The organism is Kitasatospora sp. NPDC088742, assembly GCF_055584905.1.
The window spans coordinates 23,385-39,773 of sequence record NZ_JBVJLD010000018.1; the positions used below are offsets into that span (position 1 = coordinate 23,385).

At 73.1% G+C, this 16,389-nt stretch carries 16 protein-coding genes; 6 read left to right on the forward strand and 10 right to left on the reverse strand.

Annotated elements, in window-relative coordinates:
• The first annotated feature begins 107 nt into the window (after positions 1-107).
• Positions 108-425, forward strand: a complete 318-nt coding sequence (locus tag ACZ6ZR_RS16380; protein ID WP_465642784.1) for a hypothetical protein — start codon at positions 108-110, stop codon at positions 423-425.
• A 98-nt stretch (positions 426-523) separates the two neighbouring features.
• Here the strand turns inward: ACZ6ZR_RS16380 and ACZ6ZR_RS16385 are convergent, their stop codons facing one another.
• The 5 genes from ACZ6ZR_RS16385 to ACZ6ZR_RS16405 all read right to left on the reverse strand — a co-directional run bounded on the left by ACZ6ZR_RS16385 (position 524) and on the right by ACZ6ZR_RS16405 (position 3,921).
• Entirely contained in the window at positions 524-1,615 is a 1,092-nt protein-coding gene (locus ACZ6ZR_RS16385; protein ID WP_465642785.1) for a serine hydrolase domain-containing protein, read from the reverse strand.
• Positions 1,616-1,661: 46 nt separating this feature from the next.
• A complete protein-coding gene (locus tag ACZ6ZR_RS16390) occupies positions 1,662-2,252 on the reverse strand; it encodes a DUF4097 family beta strand repeat-containing protein (protein WP_465642786.1) in 591 nt (196 codons plus the stop codon).
• 190 nt (positions 2,253-2,442) lie between these two features.
• On the reverse strand, positions 2,443-2,916 hold the full coding sequence (locus ACZ6ZR_RS16395; RefSeq protein WP_465642787.1) for an NUDIX domain-containing protein: 474 nt from the start codon (positions 2,914-2,916) through the stop codon (positions 2,443-2,445).
• 73 nt (positions 2,917-2,989) lie between these two features.
• Positions 2,990-3,235: a hypothetical protein gene (locus ACZ6ZR_RS16400; protein ID WP_465642788.1), complete on the reverse strand. Its 246-nt coding sequence runs from the start codon at positions 3,233-3,235 to the stop codon at positions 2,990-2,992.
• A gap of 62 nt (positions 3,236-3,297) precedes the next feature.
• Positions 3,298-3,921, reverse strand: coding sequence for a TetR/AcrR family transcriptional regulator (locus tag ACZ6ZR_RS16405; RefSeq protein WP_465642789.1), 624 nt, complete (start codon positions 3,919-3,921; stop codon positions 3,298-3,300).
• Between the two features lie 140 nt (positions 3,922-4,061).
• On the opposite strand from ACZ6ZR_RS16405, the gene ACZ6ZR_RS16410 reads away from it, so the two are divergent.
• Entirely contained in the window at positions 4,062-5,051 is a 990-nt protein-coding gene (locus tag ACZ6ZR_RS16410; protein WP_465642953.1) for an ABC transporter permease, read from the forward strand.
• A gap of 124 nt (positions 5,052-5,175) precedes the next feature.
• Here the strand turns inward: ACZ6ZR_RS16410 and ACZ6ZR_RS16415 are convergent, their stop codons facing one another.
• The 3 genes from ACZ6ZR_RS16415 to ACZ6ZR_RS16425 are packed head-to-tail and all read right to left on the reverse strand — an operon-like array spanning position 5,176 to position 7,926.
• Positions 5,176-6,531, reverse strand: a complete 1,356-nt coding sequence (locus ACZ6ZR_RS16415) for an MFS transporter (protein ID WP_465642790.1) — start codon at positions 6,529-6,531, stop codon at positions 5,176-5,178.
• Complete coding sequence (locus tag ACZ6ZR_RS16420; protein ID WP_465642791.1) at positions 6,528-7,091, reverse strand: TetR/AcrR family transcriptional regulator; 564 nt, start codon at positions 7,089-7,091, stop codon at positions 6,528-6,530. Before ACZ6ZR_RS16420 ends, ACZ6ZR_RS16415 begins: the two co-directional genes overlap by 4 nt.
• Positions 7,092-7,137: 46 nt before the next feature.
• The gene (locus ACZ6ZR_RS16425) at positions 7,138-7,926 is read right to left on the reverse strand and encodes an SDR family oxidoreductase (protein WP_465642792.1); all 789 of its coding nucleotides are present in this window, start codon (positions 7,924-7,926) and stop codon (positions 7,138-7,140) included.
• 87 nt (positions 7,927-8,013) lie between these two features.
• Between ACZ6ZR_RS16425 and ACZ6ZR_RS16430 the strand changes: the two genes are divergently transcribed.
• Positions 8,014-8,628, forward strand: coding sequence for a TetR/AcrR family transcriptional regulator (locus ACZ6ZR_RS16430; RefSeq protein WP_465642793.1), 615 nt, complete (start codon positions 8,014-8,016; stop codon positions 8,626-8,628).
• Positions 8,629-8,708: 80 nt separating this feature from the next.
• Here the strand turns inward: ACZ6ZR_RS16430 and ACZ6ZR_RS16435 are convergent, their stop codons facing one another.
• Positions 8,709-10,016, reverse strand: coding sequence for a S28 family serine protease (locus ACZ6ZR_RS16435; protein ID WP_465642794.1), 1,308 nt, complete (start codon positions 10,014-10,016; stop codon positions 8,709-8,711).
• A gap of 199 nt (positions 10,017-10,215) precedes the next feature.
• Here ACZ6ZR_RS16435 and ACZ6ZR_RS16440 point away from each other — a divergent pair, with 199 nt between their 5' ends.
• Both ACZ6ZR_RS16440 and ACZ6ZR_RS16445 read left to right on the forward strand, forming a co-directional pair.
• A complete protein-coding gene (locus tag ACZ6ZR_RS16440; RefSeq protein WP_465642795.1) occupies positions 10,216-11,376 on the forward strand; it encodes an MFS transporter in 1,161 nt (386 codons plus the stop codon).
• Between the two features lie 208 nt (positions 11,377-11,584).
• Positions 11,585-13,036, forward strand: a complete 1,452-nt coding sequence (locus ACZ6ZR_RS16445; RefSeq protein ID WP_465642796.1) for a DUF8189 domain-containing protein — start codon at positions 11,585-11,587, stop codon at positions 13,034-13,036.
• 102 nt (positions 13,037-13,138) lie between these two features.
• On the opposite strand, the gene ACZ6ZR_RS16450 is transcribed toward ACZ6ZR_RS16445, so the two are convergent.
• Positions 13,139-13,693, reverse strand: coding sequence for an isochorismatase family protein (locus ACZ6ZR_RS16450; RefSeq protein ID WP_465642797.1), 555 nt, complete (start codon positions 13,691-13,693; stop codon positions 13,139-13,141).
• Positions 13,694-13,918: 225 nt separating this feature from the next.
• On the opposite strand from ACZ6ZR_RS16450, the gene ACZ6ZR_RS16455 reads away from it, so the two are divergent.
• Positions 13,919-16,285: a glycosyl hydrolase family 18 protein gene (locus ACZ6ZR_RS16455; RefSeq protein WP_465642798.1), complete on the forward strand. Its 2,367-nt coding sequence runs from the start codon at positions 13,919-13,921 to the stop codon at positions 16,283-16,285.
• Positions 16,286-16,389 lie beyond the last annotated feature (104 nt).

Here is a 16,389-nt window from a genome sequence, read left to right on the forward strand (position 1 = left end):
CTTGTCCGCGGTGGTGGCGCGGGCCCAGACTCGACGCATTCCACGTCTCTTCCCACCGGGCCCCGTCGGGTCCGGCGCTGGGGCGTGCGGTGACGAAGGGGGACGTGATGGTGGATCAGGCGCGGGTACTGCGGGCCAGGGTGAGGCTGCTGAGCCTGGACCGCAGGCTGCTGCGGGGGACCGAAGGCCTGTGGGTCTACCGGACGCTGGTGGAGGTGAACCCGGAGGCGTACGGGTCGAAGTTGGCGCGGGTGCTGGTGGAGGCGAGCGGTTCGGAGCGGGTGGCCGGACTGCCGGAGCGGCGGCGGGCGCTGCTGGCGGAGGCCCGGGAGTGGGCCGAGCGGATCGAGCCCGGGCATCCGTACCGGGCGAAGGTGATGGAGCGGCTGGTGGAGGCGGAACGCCGGGAGGGGAGCGGGGGCTGACGGTGCGTCGGACGTGACGTGCGGCGCGACACGTCGGCGGGCCGCGCCGGGCGGGAGGCTCGGCGCGGCCCGGGGCCGGGGAGGTGGGGGTGGGGGGATCAGGACTGCGGGGGGAAGACCAGCGGGAGCAGCGTCCGCTGGACCTCGGTGAAGGCCGCGGCGGTCTCGGGGAAGCCGAGGCGGGCGTCGCCGGTGGTGAGCGAGGCGATCAGGGTGGTGGTGCCGTCGGGGGAGCCGTACATCAGGGTGCCCCAGCCCCAGAAGCCGCCGTTGTGGGTGTAGAGGGTGCCGGCCTCGGTCTCCTCGACGATCAGGCCCAGGCCGTAGGCGAACTTCGTGTGCGGGGTGCGCATCTCGGCCATCAGCTCGGCGGGGAGGAGGCGGCCGCCGAGCAGGGCGGAGAAGAAGACGTGCAGGTCGCGGGTGGTGGAGATCATGTCGCCCGCGGCGGAGATCCACGAGGGGTCGGAGCGGGTGACGTCGACGGTCCTCCACTCCTCGCCGTCCTGGTAGGTGTAGTAGGCGTTCGCGTGCGGCTCGGGGAGTTCGGGGGAGGCGTCGGGGACCAGGGTGCCGGTCAGGCCGAGCGGGGCGAGGAGGCGGAGGTGCATCTCCTCGGCGTACGGGCGGCCGGTCACCCGCTCGACCAGCAGGCGGGCCAGCACGTAGTTGGTGTTGGAGTAGTTCCAGTCCGTGCCGGGCTCGAACCGGGCCGGCTTGGAGAGGGACAGGCGGAGCAGCTCCTCGGGCCGGTAGGTGAGGAGGAGGTTGTCCACCCACTCCTGGCCCTGCCAGGGGATGCCGGGGGCGGTGGTGCCGTCCTCGTAGTACTCGCCGGTGTGGTTGAACAGGCCGCTGGTGTGCTGGAGCACCATCCGCACCGTGATCCGGCGGTCCAGCCCGTACCCGGGCAGGTGGTCGTCGACCGGGTCGTCCAGGCCGAGCAGGCCGTCGGCGACCAGCAGCAGGACCAGGGTCGCGGTGAAGGTCTTGGTGTTGCTGCCTATCCGGAGGTGGCCGTCGGCCGGTGGCGGTGCGTCGGAACCGAGCGCGCGGACGCCGGCGCTGCCGGTCCATTCGCCGTGCGGGTCGTTCACCCGCACCTGGATCCCGGCCCAGCCGGAGGCGGCGATCTTCTGGATGGCGGCCCGGAGTTCGGCGCGGTGGGCGGTGGTGAGCTGGTCGGACATGGTGCTGTGCTCCTTGCAGGGGTGGGGTGTTGAGGGGGGAGGGGGTTCAGAGGGCGCGGGCGGTGATGTCGCCGTGGGCGGTGGTGGCGCGGATGGTGAGGGCACGGTCGCCGTCGTTGCGCAGGGCGTTGACGACGCGGCCGTAGGAGGTGGAGGCGTCCAGGACGGCGGAGCTGCCGGGGGCGGTGGTGACGGTGATGTCGCCCTTGGCGGTGGTGAGTTCGGCGTCTCCGGTCAGGGCGCCGAGCCGGATGTCCCCGGCCTGGAGGGTGATGCGGGCGGCGGCGGTCCCGTCGAGTTCGACGGTGCCGTGGGCGCCGGTGAAGGTGACCTCGCCGAGGTGGCCGGCGGAGTGCAGCCCGCCGTCCGCGATCTCGGCCAGCACCCGGGCGCCGGTGGGGAGTTCGACGGCGACCTCGACCGAACCCGAGGGGCCGAAGGCCCGGTTGGCCGACTCGGGGGTCTGGATGCGGAGGGTGCCGTCCCGCTGCTCGACCACGGTCAGCTCGGCGGCCTTGACGTCGCGGCTGCTGCCCGGGTCGGCCGGGAGGACCCGGACGGTGGCGTCGGTGCGGTCGGTGGTGACGATCCGGATGTGGCCGGAGGCGATGTTCATGGTGGCGGTGAAGGTGTTCACGGTGGTCCGTCCCTGTGTCGCTGGCGTTTTCTGACATCGCAAACGCTACGTTGCAGTCACGGTTCGGGCAAGCGTGAAGTTGCATGGAAGTGGCAAACTGGCAGGTCAATTGCGGTAAATCATTGCAACGAGGGTGCTGGCTAACGCAACGTCAGCTCGTAGGTCGTTGCAATGGGCCGAAGGTGAACGCTCAGGCGGTGAGGTACTGGGCGGTGCCGGTGCGGCGGGCCGTGGCGAGGGCGGCGACCAGGGCGTAGCGGGCCGGGGTGAGGATCCGCCGCCAGTCGCCCAGGGCGTGCACGCGGACCTCGGTGTGTTCGGCCGGGTCGAGGACCAGGGCGTCGACCTGGTCCGCCGTCAGCAGGCCGCCGTCGAAGGCGAGGCCCACCTTGGCGGGCCAACCCTCCGCCGGGGCCTGGAAGATGACGCCGAGCAGCCTGGGCTCGCCGCGCAGGGTGTGGCCGGTCTCCTCGCGGACCTCGCGGACGGTGCTCTCCCACGGGTACTCGCCGTGGTCGACGTTGCCGCCGCCGAACTGCCAGACCTCGGGGTCGTAGACGGACTTGAGCATGACGGGGCGTCCGGCGGTGTCGGTGGTGAACGCGCACGTCCAGACGATGCCGTGGGTGAGCGTCTTCAGGTGTTCGGCCAGAGGTAGCTGCACGAACGATCAACGAGTATCGCGGGCCGCCGGTGGCGGGGTGGGGCCGTCGGCCACCCGATCGAGGGCGGGGTGTTCAGTCGAACAGCGGCTGCTGGTCGGCGGGTTGGGCGGGCGGCAGGCCGTCCAGCGGGAGCTGCTCCTGGAGTGCGGCGGCCTCGGACAGCGGGACGTGCGCCATCGACCCGGGGCAGAGCGTCAGCGAGCGGCTGTGCAGCTTGTGGTCGTGCACGACGCCGTAGCCGGCGCGGGTGGCCAGGGGCATCAGGGCCACCTGGCGGGAGCAGGACGGCTCCGGGCAGAGGACGCGGGGCAGCTTCATCCCGTCAGCATCGCGCAGGGGTGCGACAGCGGACAGCCCCCACCAAGGAGACGGGCACGGCACTAGCGCGGCGGAGGGGGAGTGGTCGGGCGGAGGACGGCGCGCAGGGCGGTGCGGACCGTGGTGGTGTCGACGTCGCCGAAGAGCGCCTGCTGGGCGATCAGGCCCTGCGCGGTGGCGATCAGGACGCGGGCGATGTCGGCGGCCGGGACCTCGGCGGGGAGTTGGCCGTCGTCCTGGTAGTCCCGGACCAGGCCGGACCAGAGCTCGTGCAGGGCGGCGAAGCCGGAGCGCAGGGCCGCGGCCAGGTCCGCGTTGCGCGGGGTCTCGGCCCAGACCTGGAGGATCAGCCGGGTGGAGGTCAGCGGGTCGTCGCCGCCGGCGGTCATCCGGAAGACCCGGTCCAGCACGGTGGAGAGCAGCACGTCCGGGGTGGGCCGGGGGGTGGTGGCGGCGGCCTCGGCGTAGGCGGAGCGGATGGTGCCCACCACCTCCTCGGCGATGGCCCGGATGATCTCGTCCTTGCTCGCGAAGTACCGGTACACCGCCCCGGCGGAGAGCCCGCTCTCGCGCAGCACGTCCTGCATCGAGGTCGCGTGGAACCCGTTGCGGGAGAAGCAGCGGACGGCGCCGTCGAGGATCTGGCGGCGGCGGGCGTCGAGGTGTGCCTGGGATACGCGGGCCATGGTGGTCACCATAGAACGAACATTCCTTCTTGACAACCGAGCCGGGGTCGCCCGAGAGTGGGTCTAGCAAAACGAACGATCCTTCTTTTTAGTCCGCGAACGAGAACGAACGAGAACGGGGACCACTCATGTCCGCCGACCTGCCGCCGACCCCACGTCGGATCGCCGTCGTCTGCCTCGCCGTACCCCTGCTGGTGGCCTTCGCGCTCTGGGCCTTCGCCTGGCCGGCCGCCCGCCTGGCCCCGCGCGACCTGCCGGTCGGCGTGGCCGGGCCGGCCGCCGCCACGGCCGAGGTGAAGCAGCAACTGGCCCACCAGCAAGGCGCGTTCGAGATCCACGAGTACGCCGACGGGGCGGCCGCCCGGGCCGCGGTCGAGCAGCGCGAGGTCTACGGCGCGCTGGTGGTGGGGCCGCAGGGCCCCGAGCTGTACACCGCCTCGGCGGCCGGCCCGGTGGTGGCCCAGCTGCTCCAGGGCGCGAGCGGCGGACGGGCGAAGGTGACCGACATGGTGCCCGCCCCGGCGGCCGATCCGCGCGGTGCGGTGCTCGGGGCCGGGCTGCTGCCGCTGGTGCTGGCCGGGATCGCCGCCGGGGCGCTGGTGACGGTGCTTCGGCTGCGCGGTGCGGCGGCGATCGCCGGGCTGCTCGGCGCGGCCGCGCTGACCGGGCTGGTGGCGGTGGCCGTCAGCCACGCCTGGCTGGGCGCACTGGGCGGGAACTGGCTCGCGGAGGCGGGGGTGTTCGGGCTCACCGCGCTCGCGGTCGGCGCCACCGCGGCCGGGCTGGCCTCGCTGGTCGGCATGCCGGGGATCGGGATCACCGCGCTGTTGATGGTGCTGGTCGGCAACGCCTTCTCCGGCATCACCTCGGCCCCCGAGATGCTGCCCGGCGCGGCCCGGGTGATCGGAGCCCAACTCCCGCCCGGGGCCGCCGGATCGGCCCTGCGCTCGGTGGCCTTCTTCGACGGTGCGGCGATCGGCCGCCCGCTGCTCACCCTCGCGCTGTGGGCCGGTCTCGGCCTCGCGGTGGTCGGCCTGGTCGCGGCCCGGCGCCGGACAGCCGGGCAGGCGGGGCAGGCGGGGCAGGCGGGGCAGACCGAGCAGGCCGAGACCGTGGCCGTGGCGGCCTGAAACCGCGTCAGCGGGCCCGGCGCCGCCGGTCGGTCCCTGTGGACGACGGAAGACCGCGGAAGACCGCGGAAGGCGGCGCGGGTCGGTCGGCGCGACGGCTGGCATGCTCCGGCCCGCCCCGGGGTCAGGCTGCGGGGAGGCCCCTGGTGAGGGGGAGGGCGGCCGCTGTGATACCGGCCAGGGCGAGGACGGCGGTGGTGGGGGAGAGGCCGAGGGTGGTGAGGGTGGTGGCGGCGGCGATGCCGAGGACGGGGCCGAGGTTCATCGCGGTCTGCTGGAGGCCGCCCGCGATGCCGGCGTCCGCGACGGCGGCGCGGCGGACCACGACGGCGGTGCCGGTGACCATCACGGTGCCGAAGCCCGCGCCCAGCAGCAGGAAGCCGAGCCCGCTGCCGTACCAGGGGTCGCCGGGCGACAGCCGGGAGAGCGGCAGGATGCCGAGGGCGATCAGCAGCAGGCCGGGGGCGGCGGTGCGGCGCGGGCCGTGACGGCGCATCAGGGCGGCGGCGGCCGGGGCGGCGCCGACCATGGCCAGCGCGAGGGGGAGGCCGCGCAGGCCGCCGTCCAGGGCGGAGAGGCCGAGGGTGTCCTGGAGCAGGTAGGTGGTCAGGAAGAGGGCGCCGAACGTGGCGGCGGAGGCGCTGACCAGGATGGCCAGCGCGGGGGCGGTGGGTGCCGTGCGCAGCAGGGCCGCCGGGAGCAGCGGGTGCGCGGCGCGGCGCTCGTGGCGCAGCAGCAGGAGGGCGGCCAGGGCGGTGAGCGCGGGGGCGGCCGGGCCGGGGTGGGGGAGGCCGGTCAGGGTCTGGACCAGGCCCGCCAGGGTGAGGGCGAGCAGGGCGGCGCCCGGCAGGTCGAGGCCGGGGCGGGCGCCCGGCGGCGTGGGCGGGGCGGGGAGCCGGACGGCCAGGGCGAGCAGGCCGATCGCGAGGGCGGGGGCCACACCGAGGAAGAACACGGCGCGCCAGCCGAGTTGGGTGGTCAGCGCGCCGCCGACCACCGGCCCGGCCGCGGCGGCGAGGCCGATCGCGGCGGTGCGGACGGCGATCGGCGTGCCGAGCCGGTCCGGCGGGTAGGCGGCGCGGAGCAGGCCGAGGGTGGCGGGCTGCAGCAGCGCGCCGAAGACGCCCTGGGCGGCGCGCAGGGCGATCACCCAGCCGATCGACGGGGCGCAGCCGATGGCGGCGGAGGTGGCGCCGAAGCCGAGGGCGCCGACCGCGAAGACCTGCCGCTGGCCGTACCGGTCGCCGAGGCGTCCGGCGAAGACCAGCAGGGAGGTGACCGCGATCAGGTAGGCGGTGCTGGTCCACTGGGTCTGCGCGAAGGAGGCGGACAGGTCGCGCTGGAGGGTGGGCTGGGCCACGGTCAGCACGGTGCCGTCCAGGGCGACCACGGCCGCGCCGGTGATGCTCCCGGTGAGGACCAGCCGCCGCTGACGGCGGCTCACGCTCTGGGTCGGGGCGGAGGCGGTGAGGGTCGTCATGCGGCGGCCGGGCCGAGGTGGGCGTCCAGGGCGGCGGCCAGCAGGGGGCCGATCTCCCCGCTGCCGGTGGCGAGTTGGAGGCTGCCCCAGCGGTGGAGCTGGGCCAGCCCGTGCAGGTTCGCCCAGAACGCTCCGGCCGCCACGGTGGGATCGGCGTCGGGGCGGACCGCCGCGATCAGGGCGCCGAGGCGGGCGAAGAGCGGCATGCTGGTCTCCCGCAGGCCCAGCTCGCCGCTCTCCAGCAGGTCGTGGCGGAACATCAGCTCGTACATGCCGGGCTGCTCGGCGGCGAACTCCAGGTAGATCCGGGCCAGTTCGGCGAGCTGCTCGCGCGGGGCGCCCGCCGGAGCCCGGTCGAGCCGGGCGGCCAGGTCGGTGAAGCCGCGCCGGGCGATGGCCGAGAGCAGGGCGAGGTGGCTGGGGAAGTGGCGGCGCGGGGCGCCGTGCGAGACCCCCGCGCGGCGGGCGATCTCACGGAGGGTCAGCGCCTGCGGCCCTTGCTGCGCGAGCAGCTCGGCCCCGGTGGCCACCAGGCGGGCGCGGAGGTCTTCGTCGGTCATGTAGACAGTGTCTACCAGGAGGAGGTAGACACTGTCTACTCGGCTCTCAGGGCCCCGCGCCGCCGGTGGCGTCGATGGAGCGGCCGGTGACCCAGCGGGCGTCCTCGGAGGCGAGGAAGGCGACGATGTCGGCGATGTCCTCGGGCTGCCCGACCCGGCCGAGCGCGGCCAGCGAGGCGGCGTGCGCCTCGGCGGCCGGATTCCCGCGCAGCCAGCCCGCGTTGACGTCGGTGTCGACCACGCCGGGGGCCACCGAGTTGACGGTGATGCCGCGCGGGCCGAGCTGCTTGGCCAGGTTGAGGGTGAAGGTGTCCAGGGCGCCCTTGGTGGCCCCGTAGGCGATGGCCTGGGGCATCGCCAGCCGGGCGGCGCCGCTGGAGATGTTGACGATCCGTCCGTGGTCGCGCAGCCGGGCCAGGCCGTGCTGCACGACGAAGAACGGCGCCCGCACGTTGACCGCGAAGACCTCGTCGAAGCCCTCCTCGGTGAGCGCGGCGAGGTCGGCGCTGCGGCCGATCCCGGCGTTGTTCACGATGATGTCCACGCCGTTGTCCGGCGCGTGGGCGGTGATGCCCGCGTCGAACGCGGCCCAGAGCGCGGCGGCGTCCCCGTGCCGGCCGAACTCGGCCCGGACGGCGAAGGCCCGGCCGCCGGCCTGCTCGATCCGCCCGACCGTCCCGGCGGCCGAGGTCTCGTCCCGGCCGTAGGCGACGGCCACCAGGGCGCCGTCCCGGCCGAGGCGTTCGGCGATGGCGCGGCCGATGCCACGGCCGGCGCCGGTGACAAGGGCCACTCGTCCGGTCAGGTTCCGCTGGTCAGAGGTCGTTCCGTGCATGGCTGTTACCCCGCCCCTTATTTCTTGGTCGATCGTTCAAGAAAGACCGTAGCACGATTTCTTGAACGATCGACCTACAATGTCGGCATGACCGAGAGAACGGGTGCCGGGCGAGGCCGGCCGCGCGGCTTCGACCGGACCGCAGCACTGGACGCCGCCACCCTGCTGTTCTGGGAACGGGGCTACCAGGCCACCTCCATGGGCGAGTTGACGGAGGCGATGGGCATCCGCGCGGGCAGCGTGTACGCCGCCTTCGGCGACAAGCGCTCGCTCTTCGAGGAGGTGGTGCGCCACTACGGGCGGACCCCGGCCGGGGCCTTCGCCGCCGCCGCGCTGACCGAGGAGCCCACCGCCCGGGGCGCGATCGCCCGGCTGCTGCGCGAGGCGGCCGAGGTCTTCCCCGGCCCGTCCCACCCGGCCGGCTGCCTGACCATCAGCGCCGCCACCAACGTGACCGTGCAGGACGAGGGGATCGGCGCCTACCTGCGCGAGCTGCGCAACGCCAACCTGGCGGTGATCGAGGCCCGGCTGGTGGACGCCCGGGCCGCCGGTGAGCTGCCGGAGGGTGCCGAACCGGCCGCGCTGGCCCGGTACTTCGCGGCCGTCTTCCAGGGCATGTCCCAGCAGGCCAGGGACGGCGCCACCGCCGAGGATCTGGCGGCGGTGGCCGAACTCGCCCTGCTGGCCTGGCCGGTGGAGTAGGAGGCATGCGGTGGAGTAGGGGGCGCGGCGAAGGGCCCGCCCGGCGGGTGCCGGGCGGGCCCTTGCGGTGGTGCCGGAGGTCAGGCCAGGCCCGCCCAGCGGGTCAGGGCGGCGGTGGCAGCGGTGCGGTCGGGGGCGGTGAGGGAGGCGATCCGGGCCGAGTGGGTGGCGTCCGGGGCCCAGAGGGAGAGCGAGTCGCGGGTGCCGTGTCCGAGGCGGAAGGGCTCGGCCACGCTCGGGTCGGCCGCGCCCTGGACGAAGAGCAGGCGCTCGCCGCGCAGGCGCACCCAGCGGTCGATGTCGCGCATCGCCTGGGGCTGGAAGCGCAGGTCGACCTCGCGGGGCACGAAGGAGCGCGGCTCGGTGGCGCCGGGGTAGCGGATCAGGTCCGCGAGGTGCTCCGTCTCGACGTCGAAGTAGCCCATCTGGGTGCCCAGTTGGTAGAAGTACGGGATGAAGCCGGTGGCGAAGGCGTCGGTGAAGACGACCAGCCGGCCGGTCCGGTCCAGCCAGTCGTAGAGCTCCTGGTCGGTGGCCTCCGGGCCCGGGACGGACGGGCAGCCGGACTGGCCGACGCTCTGCCAGAAGGTGAACGGGGTGCGCAGCACGCCGATCTCGAAGGCCTTGTCGACGCTGCCGATCAGCCCGAAGGTCGCGGTCGGGTACGCGGCGGTGTACTTCGCGGTCAACTGCTCGCGGTGGAGCAGCGCCTGGCGCTGGACGGCGCGGAGCGCGGCCCGGCACTCGGGGGTGCCGACCGAGGCCAGGAAGTCCCGGTAGGCGGAGTCCTCACGGTCGTTCACGTTGTTCGGGGCGCCGTAGGCGACCGTCCCGGCCACGTCCTCCGGGTAGAACCGGCGGTGGTAGACGGAGGCCATGCCGCCCTTGCTGCCGCCGGTGGAGATCCAGCGGCCCGGGTAGACGGAGTGGAGGGCCTCGACGATCCGGTGGTGGTCGGTGGCGGCCTGCCAGATGTCCAGGGTCCGGTAGTCGCCGGTGGTGCTGGGCAGCGAGGTGCCGAAGAACCGCTGCTCGGTGGTGAGTTGGTTGCCGTCCAGCAGGGTGGCGGGCTCGGAGCGGCCCTGGCCGGGTGGGAGGTCGTAGCCGCCGGTGGCGAGTACGGTGGGGCGGTCGGCGGCGCGGTGCAGCAGGGTCAGGCGCTGCTGGAAGGTGCCGGCCTCCGGGCGGTGGTGGTCCACCGGCTGACGCAGGCTCAGCTCGAAGAAGCGGAAGCCGGGCGCGGCCGGGCGCTCCGCCGTCACGGTCAGGCCGGGGACGGCGTCCAGCGCGGCCCGGATGTCCGGGGCGGCCGTGGCCGTCGCCGGTGTGGTGGTGAGCGAGGTCAGTACCGCTGCCGCGGCCAGGATCCGTCCGATCCACCTGCGCATGGGGTCCCTCCCGTGGGTTCGTCGTGCTGATGGGCTCCAGCCAACCGGCCCGGGCCGGGGCCGGTGATCCCTCCCGCGTGTGGACGGCCTCCCTCCCGGGAGGGAGTTGACGGACCGTCCGGCGCCCGACGGGAGGCCGGGCAGGCTGGAGCGGACAGGCAGGCTGGAGCGGGAAGGGGCGGGGACGATGGGCGGGGCGGTGCGGACGACCGAGGTCCGGGAGGTGCGGGGGACCTGGCGGCGGATGCGGCTGTGGGGCGCGGCGCACGCGGTGGACGACCTCTACCAGGGGCTGGTGCCGGCCGTGGTGCCGTACTTCGTGCTGGAGCGCGGCTACGGCTACGTCGCGGCCGGCGGCCTCACCCTGGCGGCGGCGCTGGGGAGTTCGGTGCCGCAGCCGCTGATCGGGATCGCGGTGGACCGGCACGGTCTCGGCTGGTCGGCGGCGCTCGGGCTGGCGCTGGCCGGTACCGGGTTCGGGCTGTCGGGGCTGGCCGGCTCGTACGCCTCGGTGTGGGTGCTGGTGCTGCTCTCCGGGATCGGGGTGGCGATGTTCCACCCGGCGGCGGGCAAGGCGGCCCGGGAGGCGGCGGGGGAGAGCGCGGCCGCGATGGGTGTCTTCGCGGCAGGCGGCAGCGTCGGGTTCTTCCTGGCGCCGGTGCTGGCCACCCCGCTGCTGGTGACCTGGGGTGTACGGGCCACGGCGTTCTTCCTGCCGCCCGCGCTGCTGATGGCCTACGTGCTGCACCGGCACCGGCGGCGGGCCCTGGCGGCGGGGCGGGCCGGGGCCGGGCGGACGGGCGCGGACCAGTGGGGGCCGTTCCTGCTGCTGACGGCGGTGGCGATGGTCCGCTCGGTGGTGTTCTTCGGGGTCAGCACCTTCCTCGGGCTGCACTGGCTGCGGGACCTGGGCGGCACCCAGACCCTGGCCGGGGTGGCGCTGGCCTGCTTCCTCGGCGGCGGGGTGACCGGCACCCTGCTGGGCGGGCGGATCGCGGACCGGCTGGGGCTGGTGCGGACGGTCCGGGCCGGCACCGCGCTGGCCGTACCGGCCTTGGCGGGCTTGGTACTTGCCCCGGGGCAGTACCTCCCGCTGCTGTTCGCCGTGCTCACGGGCGCGGTGCTGAACGTGCCGTTCGCCGTCCTGATCAAGCTCGGCCAGGACTACCTCCCGGCCCGCCCCGGCACCGCCTCCGGGGTCACCCTGGGCCTGGCCCTGAGCGTCGGCGGCCTCTCGGCACCGCTGCTGGGGCTGCTCGCCGACACCCACGGGCCGAGCGGCGTGCTCACCGCGCTCTGCGCTGTCCCGCTCCTGGCGGTGGCGCTGGCCGCGTTCCTGAAGGAGCCACGGGCGGTCTGAGGACACATCGGGCCATGGCCGTTTCGGTCCTTCGGATACCCCTTCCACCCGGGCTGAGCTGCGACGAAGCTGTACTTCGTCAGCAGGAAGGGCCCGACCGGTAGGGAACGAGACCTGGCTGACGGTCACTCACCAGCGCTAGACCGCCGCTCCTGCAGGGCGGCAGTCCGCGCAGCCGATCCGTCCGCACCCCTCCCGGAGTACAGCCATGTCTTCTCGCGCTTCCAAGATCACCCGCATCGCCCTCACCGCCGCGATCACCCTCTCCGGCGTCGTCGCCACCACCGCCCTCGGGTCCACCGCCGCCCTGGCCGCGTCGTCGGTGGGTGGCTCGATCACCGCCTCCGAGGTTGTGGCCCGGGCCGACAACTGGTTCCAGCAGAACGTTCAGTACGCCCAGAAGGGCACCTTCCCGGACATCGACGGCAAGGGCTACCGGCCGGACTGCTCCGGCTTCGTCTCGATGGCCTGGCACCTGAACGACAGCGAGAACACCGACAGCCTGGACGACCGCTCGCTCACCACCCGGGTCGCGAAGAGCGACCTCCAGCCCGGCGACGCCCTTGACAACGACCCCGGGAACGGCGACATCTCGGCCACCGGCCACGTGATCCTGTTCGAGCGCTGGATCGACAAGGCCGCGGGGAAGTTCTCGTACTACGCGGAGAGCAGCGAGGTGAACGACATGCGCCACGAGGAGGACTTCATCGACGGTGGCGCGGACGGTTACATCGGCGGCCACGCGGCGAGCGAGTACTTCGGCCTCCGCTACAACAAGATCATCGCTGACACCGCTGTCACCCCTGCCAACAACACCGTGCGCCTGGTGGACCTGACGCCGAACGGCGACGTGTTCAACGCCGAGGGGAACTTCGTCGCCGGGTCCTGGAGCTCGTGGAACAACCTGGGGGCGTCCTCGATCAAGGAGGTCGCCAGCGCCTCGACCGGGTCGACCAACCGGATCTTCGCGGTCGGCAGCGACAGCCGGATCTGGGAGAAGGACGGCAACTACGCGACCGGGCAGTGGTCCGGCTGGTTCCAGGTGCCGAACAGCCCGGCCGTGAAGGCGATTTCGGCCTCCTCCTTCGGCAACACGGTGCACCTCACCGCGATCGGCACCGACGGCCAGATGTGGAACTCGGACGGCGCCTTCCCGAACGGCGGCTGGAACGGCTGGACTTCGCACGGCGGTACCAACCTCAAGCGGATCGCCTCCGTCTCGACCAGCGACAACGTGAACCACGTCTTCGTGGTCGACGCCAACGACCAGCTCCGCGAGATCGACGCCAACTACGCGACGGGCACCTGGAACAACTGGGCGGCCGCGGCCGGCGGCTTCACCGCCAAGGACGTCTCGGCCTCCGCCTACGGCAAGACGGTGCACCTCACCGCGATCGGCATGGACGGGAACCTGTACAACACCGACGGCGACTTCGCGGCCGGCACCTGGAACGGCTGGTCCAACAAGGGCGGCAGCGGCCTGAAGCGGCTCGCCAGCGCCACCTCCTCGGTCGCCAACGTGAACCACGTCTTCGCGGTCAACGGCAGCAACCGCCTGGTCGAGATCGACGCGGACTACACCAAGGGCACCTGGAGCACCTGGGCCGAGCCGGCCGGCGGCGCCGACTCGATGGGCATCGCGGCCTCCTTCACCAGCTGACCCGCACCGCCCGCACCACCCGCACCACCCCTACGGCCGTGCCCGGCCCCGGATGACGACTCCGGGGCCGGGCACGGCCGTTGCGGCACATCCGACGGGGCGTCAGCCGAGGGCGGCGAGCACCTCGTCGGTGGAGGTGAGGTGGCCGATCCGCGGGAAGATCTTCGTGGTGCTGTGCACGTGGGAGTCGCCGTCCATGTCGGTCATCGCGTCGGTGACGAAGGTCAGCCGGTACGTCAACTCCCAGGCGCTGCGGGCGGTGGACTCGACGCCGATGCTGGTGGAGATCCCGGCGAGGACGATGTGCCGCACGCCGCGCCGCCGCAGCTGGAGGTCGAGTTCGGTGCCGGTGAAGGCACCCCAGTGCCGCTTGGTGACGAGGATGTCGTCCTCGGCCGGGCCGAGCGCGGGGGAGAGGTCGGAGAACCAGGCCGGCGGCATGGTCGGGGTGAACTCGTCGCCGGGGAGCGGGAGATCGCTGCCGTCGGGGTGCCAGCCGACCCGGACCAGGACGACGGGGAGCTTGTGGGCGCGGAAGGCCTCGGCCAGCCGGACGCCGCGCTCCAGCACCAGGGCCGGGTCGTGGGCGGCGGGGCGTTCCAGGATGCCCTTCTGGAGGTCGATCAGGACGAGGGCGGTGTCGGGAGTGATCTGCACGGGGCGAGCCTATCCGTCAGGTCAGGCTCGGGCGGGGACAGGAAAGTTTCTTTACCTTGCTCCGCCGGGCGGCCCCTGAGCTGCGCGGGCGCGTGGGCCCAGGTAAAGAAACCCCCCTGACGGAGGGTCAGCGGCCGGGACGGCTCTTGACCGCCCCAATTGGTCCAGTCCAATCTTTGATCCCCTGCACCGCCGGAAACCCCACTCATCCGGAGGACCCCCACCATGCTCGAACGAGCTCTGCCCGAGCGCGCCGCGCTCCGGGCCGCATCGTCACGCCGTAGAGCGGGCGCCCTGACCCTGGCCGCCGTGCTCTCGGCAGGCAGCGTCGCGATGGTCGCCTCTCTCGGCACCGCTTCGGCCGCCCCGGCCAACCTGCTCTCCAACGGCGACTTCGAGGCCGGCCTGACCGGCTGGAGCTGCGCCGCCGGCAGCGGCTCGGTGGTGAGCAACCCGGTGCACGGCGGCACCGGCGCACTGAGCGCCGCCGCCACCGCCGGGGACACCGCGCAGTGCCAGCAGACCGTCGCCGTCCAGCCCAACACCAGCTACACGCTGGCCGGTTGGGCGCAGGGAAGCTACGTCTACCTGGGTGCCACCGGCACCGGGGTGAACGCCCAGTCCTGGCTGCCCTCGGCGGCCGGCTGGAGCCAGCTCTCCACCAGCTTCAAGACCGGTGCGAGCACCACCTCGGTGACGGTCTACACCCACGGCTGGTACGGCCAGGGCACCTACCGGGCCGACGACCTGACCCTGACCGGCCCGTCCGGGCCGACCCAGGGCAGCAGCCCGTCGGCCAGCCCGAGCACCAGCTCCAGCCCGAGCTCGAGCCCCAGCACCTCGGCGAGCCCGTCCACCAGCACGAGCCCATCGGCCAGTTCGAGCCCGAGCAGCAGCCCGAGCAGCAGTCCCAGCAGCAGCCCCAGCAGCAGCCCGAGCTCCAGCCCCAGCCCGAGCGGCACCCCGAACGGCCCCGGCGGTGACGGCAAGGTGACCGTCCCGGCCGGGTTCAAGGTCGAGAAGACCACCCACAACGCGGTGGTGCTCTCCTGGCAGGCCTCCACCGACTCGACCGACAACGCCCCGGCCTACAAGGTGTGGCGCCAGGGCCAGTTGGTGGCCACCTCGATGGGTACCAAGGTCACGGTCAGCTCGCTGCTGCCCGGCACCGCCTACACCTTCACCGTCCAGGGCTACGACAAGGCCGGCCACGCCTCGGCGCAGTCCGCGCCGGTCACCGTGACCACCGCCGCCGCCCCGGCCACCGCCGCCAAGTACCGCTCCGCCTACTTCGACCAGTGGGGCGTCTACGAGAACAACTACTTCGCGAAGAACGTGGACACCAGCGGCTCGGCGGCCAAGCTGGACGTCATCACCTACGCGTTCGCCAACATCCACCCCACCTCGCACACCTGCTTCCAGGCCGTGAAGGCCTCCGACGCGGCCAACGAGAACAACCCCAACGCGGGTGACGGCGCCGGCGACGCGTACGCCGATTACCAGATGGACTACACCTCGGCGACCAGCGTGGACGGCTCCACCGACGTCTACGAGCAGCCCGTCAAGGGCAACTTCAACCAGCTGCGCCAGCTGAAGGCCAAGTACCCGAACCTGCGCCTGACCATCTCCATCGGCGGCTGGACCTACTCGAAGTACTTCTCCGACGCGGCCTCCACCGACGCCAAGCGGAAGGCCTTCGTCTCCTCCTGCATGACGATGTTCATGACCGGCGACCTGCCGACCAACGTCGCGTCCGACCCGTCCGGCGGCAAGGCCTCGATCGCCGGGCTGTTCGACGGCATCGACATCGACTGGGAGTACCCGGGCTCGGCCGGCGGCCACGTGGGCAACCACACCTCCACCGCCGACAAGCAGAACTTCACCCTGCTGCTCAAGGAGTTCCGCGAGCAGCTGGACGCCTACGGCGCCCAGCAGGGCAAGAAGTTCCTGCTCACCGCCGCGCTGCCGGCCGGCCAGGACAAGATCCAGTACCTGGAGACCGACAAGATCGGCGCCTACCTGGACTACGCCGACGTCATGACCTACGACATGCACGGCAGTTGGGACGCCAAGGGCCCGACCAACCACCAGGACCCGCTGCACGACAGCCCGGCCGACCCGTCCACCCCGGTGGTCCCGGGCGCGAAGAAGTACAACGTGGACACCGCGCTGACCGCCTACACCACCGGCCTGCCGGAGTACGGCGTGACCGGCGGCTTCCCGGCGAACAAGATCGTGCTCGGCATCCCGTTCTACTGGCGGGGCTGGACCGGCGTCCCGGCCGGTACCAACTACGGGCTCTACCAGAGCGCGACCGGCCCGACCCCGGCCAAGACGCTCAGCCAGGAGGCCGGTCTGGCCGCCTGGAAGGAGCTCACCCCGACCGCCGCCACCACCCACTGGGACCCGGTCACCGAGAGCTCCTGGACCTACGACGGCACCAACTTCTGGACCGGTGACACCCCGCAGGCCATCCAGGCCCGCAGCGCCTACGCCAAGTCCAAGGGCCTGGCCGGAATGTTCGCCTTCTCACTGGAGAACGACGACAGCTCGGCCACCCTGCTGAACGCCGTGGCGAACAGCCTCAACTGACGTACCACCGGCCCCGGTCGGACGGCGCCCGCACCCCTCCCGGGGTGCGGGCGCCGCCGTGCGTACCGGAGGTGTTTTCGGCCACGACCCCGAGAGGGATCAGG